The organism is Nostocoides japonicum T1-X7, from assembly GCF_001046855.1.
Lineage (GTDB): Bacteria > Actinomycetota > Actinomycetes > Actinomycetales > Dermatophilaceae > Nostocoides > Nostocoides japonicum.
This window is the reverse complement of the sequence record NZ_HF570958.1, coordinates 3,907,182-3,912,965: the sequence shown is the minus strand read 5'-3', so window position 1 is coordinate 3,912,965 and position 5,784 is coordinate 3,907,182. Positions and strand designations below refer to the sequence as shown.

Here is a 5,784-nt window from a genome sequence, read left to right as displayed (position 1 = left end):
ATCTCCGCCCGACAGCCCGAGCGGCGCTCCGACCGACGGCACCTCCGGCGCGCCGACCGTCAGCCCGATCCCGGCCGTCGCGCGTGCGGCGTCGTCGAGCTCGCCGGCGGTCCAGGTCTCGCGGTAGGTCCGCAGGACCTGGGTCGCGGCGCCGGCCACGATGTCGCGCCACGCGTCGAGCCGCGGGTCGCCGGCCTCCGTCCCCGGACGGTTCGCGAGTCGGTCCCGAAGCGGCGTCGTCCCCGGGATCCCGCGCTGCACCGCCACGCTCACCGGTCCACCGTCCTCATGGCGCCACCGCGAGCTCGGTCGTCGGTCCGCTCACCGTGCCCGCCCGCAGGCTGACGGGGACGGTCGGCGACACCGGCAGGTCCGGAACGGCGACTCGGACCGTCGTCGGCGTGAGAACGGCATACGGCACAGGGGTTCCCGCGATGAAGGCCTGACCGGTGGCGGTCGCGTGGCGGACCGTCAGCGTCGCGTTCGCCCCCGTCGCGAGCGGGGCGGCCGCGGACACGACCTGCGGGACGACGGTCACCATGGCGTGCCCGCTTCCGGCCGGGAGGCCCTCCGCGATGTTCGTCACGACGAGGGCGCGCTGGCCGGCGACGATCGTGTCGTTCGGCAGGTGGACGAGGAGTCCGTCCTGCGACGCGGTCGACGGGAGGGTCCACGGTCCGGTGCTGTGGGTGTGGACGGGGTCGGGGCGCCCGTCCGTCGGGTCGTCGGGGTCGCCCGGGAGACGGGACAGGGTGACGGTCCGCACGTCGGTGAGCCCGCGGACCGTCACGGCGAGCGGGTCGTCGAAGGAGGCGACGGACGGCTCGACCGCCGCGATGACCGGGATCGTCGCCGGGGACACCCCGATCCTGCGGACCTGGACGGGCGGGCCCGTCGTGAAGGCGGTCTGGGGCGGCACGGTCACGAGGCTGACGGCATACGCGACGGACAGGCGCAGGGCGTGGGAGCCGGTGTTCCACAGCGCCGTCATCGTCTCCAGCGCGACCGCGTCGGGCGAGACCCGCAGCGGCTCGAGCATGCCCTGGAGCGACGGCGCGACATCGGCGAGGGTGCGGTCGGGTCCGGTCGCCACCGGCGTGTCGATGCCGAGGATCCCGTTGTCGTGCAGGGCCGACATGAGGGCCGACAGGCCGGCGTGGACGACGTCGTCCTCGTTGCCGCTCGCGGTGAGCTCGCCCGGGTCGGCGCTCAGCAGGTAGCGGAGGGTGAGCGCGAGCGGCGGGTGCCCGCGGCGGCTGCGCCATCCGGTGCCGGGATACTCCATGTTGACGTATGCCGTCGCCGGCTCGACGCGGTAGAGGAACCAGTTGAGCCGCGGGCCGTCGACGGGCCGGTCGAGCGGACCGACGCTCACGCCGACCGGGTCCGCGAGGCCCTTGAGCGCCTCCGTCGTGAGGGTCCGGAGCACCTCGTCGACCCCCGCGAGGACGGGCGGGCCGGGCGTGAAGAGGCTCACCACCCACCTCCGCGCCGTGCCGTGATCCCGCCCGCGACGGCCCGCAGCCCCGCGAACGGGTCCGGCTCGGGCTCCGGGGCGGTGACGTGGATGTCGATCCGGCCGATGACGACGGGCGGGGCGGCCGGGGCTTCGGGGGACGCCGTCGTGGGTCGGTCGACGGCGGTCGACCTCCTGGCGAGGGACTCGGTCGGGTCGGGGACGAGCGCCAGCGCCTCGGCAGCCTCATTCGGTCCCGGCTTGGCGTGGGTTGCGGACTCTGCGGACCGGACCGAGCCCTGGGCGAGGGTCGCCTCGTCCAGGATCGCTTCGTCCTGGGTCCCCTCATCCGGCTCGGCCTCGCCGCCGGGCCGACCGACGGCGCGGGTCGGGCCGGACGCGCTCACCGGGGCCGACGCGGTCGCTCGGACCCGCGTTCGTGTCCCGGCTGCATGCACCGCCGGGGACACCGCGTCGAGAGGTCCGCGGGAGGGGTCGGTCGCATCGAAGGCACCGACGACCCGAGAGGCGCCCCGTGCTCCGCCGACCGTCCGCCCCGCGTGCTCATCCCGGGTCGACGGCTCGCCGTCGGGCCCGACTGCCGCCGGGAATGCCGGTGTCCCAACGGGGTCGGCCGCTCGGGCCATCGACGTCGCGACATGGCTCTCAGCCAGGTCGCTCCGGCTGGGGTCGGCGCCCGATCCCAGCCGGGCGCCACCGTCTCCGGGCATGCGCACCCGGACCGGTCGGCGCGTCGCCCGACCAAGAGCCCGCGCGAGCCCCCCGGACGGCCGCCCGGCCGCCGGCGACGACTGCTGCCCGGTCATCCGGCCACCCCGGAGACGAGTGCCGCGAGCCGTTGCCGCCGGGCGTCGGGGAGGGACTCGATCGTCGCGAGGTCCCAGCCGTACGCGGAGGCGAGGAGATGCACCTCCCGGTCCACGTCGGCGCACACCCCGGCGAGCCCGGCGAGGACGAGCGGCACGACGTCGACGTCGACGACGAGCGGGGCGCCGCACTCGGCGCAGACCGACCGCAGGGGACCGGACAGCGTCGTGTCGACCGACTCGAGCTCCGCCCAGCTCCCCGCCTCGGCGTCCGCGGCGCCGACGCCGCAGGCCGTGACGAGTGCCGACGGGTCGCCCGCGCAGGCGAGCAGGTCGGCATACGACGGCTCCCGCAGGCCGCCCCCGGCACCGGTGACCCAGCATACCCACCGGTGCTCTCCGACCGACTCGGGAGTGAGGCCGAACGCCGACCGGGCGCCGCAGGCGTCGCACCGCGCGCTCACCTCGAGTGGTCGCCCCGTGAGGTCGGCGTACGCCGCGAGGAGGCACCGGTCGGCGGCACCGGCGGGCAGGTCGGCCGGGTCGGTCACGCCGTAGCGGACGAGGACCGCCTCGTCGGGGCAGGCCCGCAGGACGGACCGGGCCTGCTCGAGCAGGCTCGATCCGTCGTCGAAGGCCGCCACCAGCCGCGCCAGCCGGGACGTGCCGAGCGCGCCGGGCATGTCACACGCTTTGCTCGACGGGCTCGGTCACCGAGGGGTCGCGTTCCCAGCCCTCGAGCTCGATCTTGATGCTCTGGATGGCTACTGCAGCCGACGCGGCATCGAGCGCCGGCAGCGCCTGGAACTCCGAGACCCAGCACCGGAACAGCTTGTAGCTGATGACCTTCTGCCCGGCCTCGTTGAAGACGTCGACGATGAGGTCCTTGCGGAAGTCCGGGAGCGAGATGCCCGGCTGCTCCAGGCTCGCGACCTTGTTGGCCCACGCCTCGAAGGCCGGGTCGTGGGTGACCCCGCGCTCGAGGGTCACCGCGTCGTAGGTCGTCAGGCCGGGGCTCTTGCGGACCCGGCCGGGGTCGCCCCCGACGCGATGGGTCACCGGCGCCGTGCTCCGCTTGAGGGCCGACATCTTCGAGAGACCGGCGACGTAGACCCCGTCCCACTTCACGCGGAACATGTGGGTCTTGTAGGGGTCGAAGCGTGTCGGATTCGCCGTGAACTCGGCCATGTCAGTCTCCCGCCTGGCTCAGCTGGGTGATCGTGATGACGACGAACTCCGCCGGTTTGAGGGGCGCGAAGCCGACGACGACGTTGACGCGGCCCTGGTCGATCTCGGTCTGCGGGTTGACGCTCGCGTCGCAGACGACGAAGAAGCTGTCGGACTCGGCCCGCTTCTCCGACTGCTGGAAGGCGCCCTGGACGAACAGGCCGCGCATGAACCCGCCGACGGCGAGCCGCAGCTGCGCCCACAGGTCCGGGTCGTTCGGCTCGAAGACGGCGAACTGGGTTCCGAGATAGAGGCTCACCGAGAGGTAGTCGGTGAGGCGCCGGACAGGGACGTACTTCGAGTCGCTCTGGAGGACGTCGCTGCCGGCGAGGGTCCGGGCGCCCCAGACGACGAGGCCCGCGCCAGGGAACGTACGAAGAACGTTGAGCCCCAACGGGTTCAGGATTCCGGAGACGTCATCGTTGGTCGGCGCCGTCAGCCCGACCGCCCCCGCGACACCGGCGTCGAGCCCGGCGGGCGCCTTCCACACCCCGCGCGAGGCGTCGGTCCGGGCCATGATCCCCGCGACGGCGCCGCAGGCGCCGAACCCCTCCGCCGTGGAGTCCGCGGTGACCAGCCGGGGCCAGTAGACGGCCCCGTGCGCTCCTTGGGCCCGGAGCAGGTTGGCCGCCGTCGACAGCTGGGCCGCGTTGAGGCCCGCCGCGGGGTCGACGACGTAGAACGCGTTCTGCTGCCGGCAGTAGTCGAGGGCGGTCGAGACGGGCGTCGTGTCGCTCGTCGTCACCCCGGGCAGGCAGAGGATGTTGAACCGCGGCACGTCGAGCGTGTCGAGGGCGAGCATCCCCTGGCCCTCGGTGGCCGACACGATGTCCGCGGCGCCGGGCGTCGTCCCGTCGTCGCCACCGGTCAGCCCGGCTGCTGGCGCGACGGCCGGGCGGTAGGGAGCCGACCCCGACACCTCGGTGCCGCCGCGGGCCACGCCGAGACCGAAGTCCTCCGACGCGTCGTCCAGACCGATGACCCCGACGACGACGGCACTGTCGAGGCCGCTCGTCGCGCTCGTGAGGACGAGCCGGCCGCCCGAGATGTTCGCCGTGACCGGCCAGATCGAGCCGGCGGCGTTGATCTCCGCCTTGACGTCGTTGACGGTGTGGGCGACGGGTGGGTTCTCGGTCGGGAAGAGGACGTAGTCGGTCGTCGTCCCCTGGTCCACCGTGAGCCGGATCGCCTTGCCGCTCACCGTGACCGACGTCGACCCGGTGACCGCGACGGAGCCGGTCGACGTCCCCTGGCCAGGCGCCGGCGCCGGCGTGCCGGACACCTCGGCCGTCACGAGGGTGCTCGCGGCGAGAGCCGTCTCGACGTACCGGGGATGACTCGGCGACATGGACAGCTCCGACCACGTCTCCTGGGCGACGATGCTCGCCGGCCCGCCGCCGACGCCGGGCGTCCACTCGGCGACGATGAGGCCGAACCGGTCGTCCGGGTACTGCGTCGCCGAGGTCACCGTGACGAAGAGCCCGCCCTGGCCGGTCGTCCCGCCGCCGGTGCCGTTGCCCCACCCACCGCGCGACCGTGCCGTGAGCGCGAGGGTCAGGCCGCTGGCAGCGGGCAGGTCGAGGTCCGCGGCCACGGCTCCCCCGCCGAGGGCCCGGACGACGATCGCCTGGCTCCCGCCGTTGGCGAAGAAGAGGCGGACCGAGTGGCCCATGGGCTGCGTGGCGTCGACGACGTCGCCGAAGGTGCGCACGTAGTCGGCGAAGCTGGATAGCCGGGTCGGCGTGTCGCCCGGACCCTTGCGCGCCGACCCGACGAACGCGGTGACCGACGTCGAGACGCCGGTGATGACGTGCGATCCCGAGGGCTGCTCGACGATGTAGACGCCGGGGTAGGTGGTCTGAACGGGCACGGGAGCCTCCGGAAGGGTGGGCAGGGCGGTATGCCGTCATGGCGAGTGTCCGCCGCGGGTGTGCCCCGCCCGTCGCCCGCCGCGTCGCTGCCGCATACCCCGCCGCGTTACCGTCGCGTCGCCGACCCATCTGTCCCCGCATACCGAACCACCCACCCGACCCCGCCCACCCGACCTCCTGGCGCTCTGCCACCCAATCGGGGCTCCTGCACCACCCCGTCCTCGTCTGACCACCGACGGCCGACCGACGCCGACGACCACCTGGCGCTCGGCCACCCAATCGGGGCCTGTGCACCACCCCCGGGCCGGCCGGTCGGGGCCGGAAGCCCGACCGAAGCCGACGACCACCTGGCGCTCTGCCACCCAATCGGGGCCTGTGCACCACCCCCGGGCCGGCCGGTCGG

The 5,784-nt window shown here is 74.2% G+C and carries 6 protein-coding genes; all 6 read right to left on the bottom strand.

The window, feature by feature from the left end; translation table 11 throughout:
- Positions 1–273 (bottom strand): hypothetical protein (locus tag BN12_RS25360; protein ID WP_048554530.1); only part of this gene is annotated, 273 nt, incomplete at its 3' end.
- Between the two features lie 13 nt (positions 274–286).
- Entirely contained in the window at positions 287–1,477 is a 1,191-nt protein-coding gene (locus BN12_RS17725) for a Pvc16 family protein (RefSeq protein WP_048554528.1), read from the bottom strand.
- Positions 1,474–1,863, bottom strand: a complete 390-nt coding sequence (locus BN12_RS24665) for a hypothetical protein (protein WP_157635549.1) — start codon at positions 1,861–1,863, stop codon at positions 1,474–1,476. The genes BN12_RS17725 and BN12_RS24665 overlap by 4 nt, the downstream gene beginning before the upstream one ends.
- A gap of 416 nt (positions 1,864–2,279) precedes the next feature.
- On the bottom strand, positions 2,280–2,966 hold the full coding sequence (locus BN12_RS17715; protein WP_048554524.1) for a hypothetical protein: 687 nt from the start codon (positions 2,964–2,966) through the stop codon (positions 2,280–2,282).
- A 1-nt stretch (position 2,967) separates the two neighbouring features.
- Positions 2,968–3,471: a phage tail protein gene (locus tag BN12_RS17710; RefSeq protein WP_048554522.1), complete on the bottom strand. Its 504-nt coding sequence runs from the start codon at positions 3,469–3,471 to the stop codon at positions 2,968–2,970.
- A gap of 1 nt (position 3,472) precedes the next feature.
- Positions 3,473–5,380 (bottom strand): phage tail sheath subtilisin-like domain-containing protein, encoded by a 1,908-nt coding sequence (locus tag BN12_RS17705; RefSeq protein ID WP_048554520.1) that lies wholly within the window; start codon positions 5,378–5,380, stop codon positions 3,473–3,475.
- Positions 5,381–5,784: the final 404 nt, after the last annotated feature.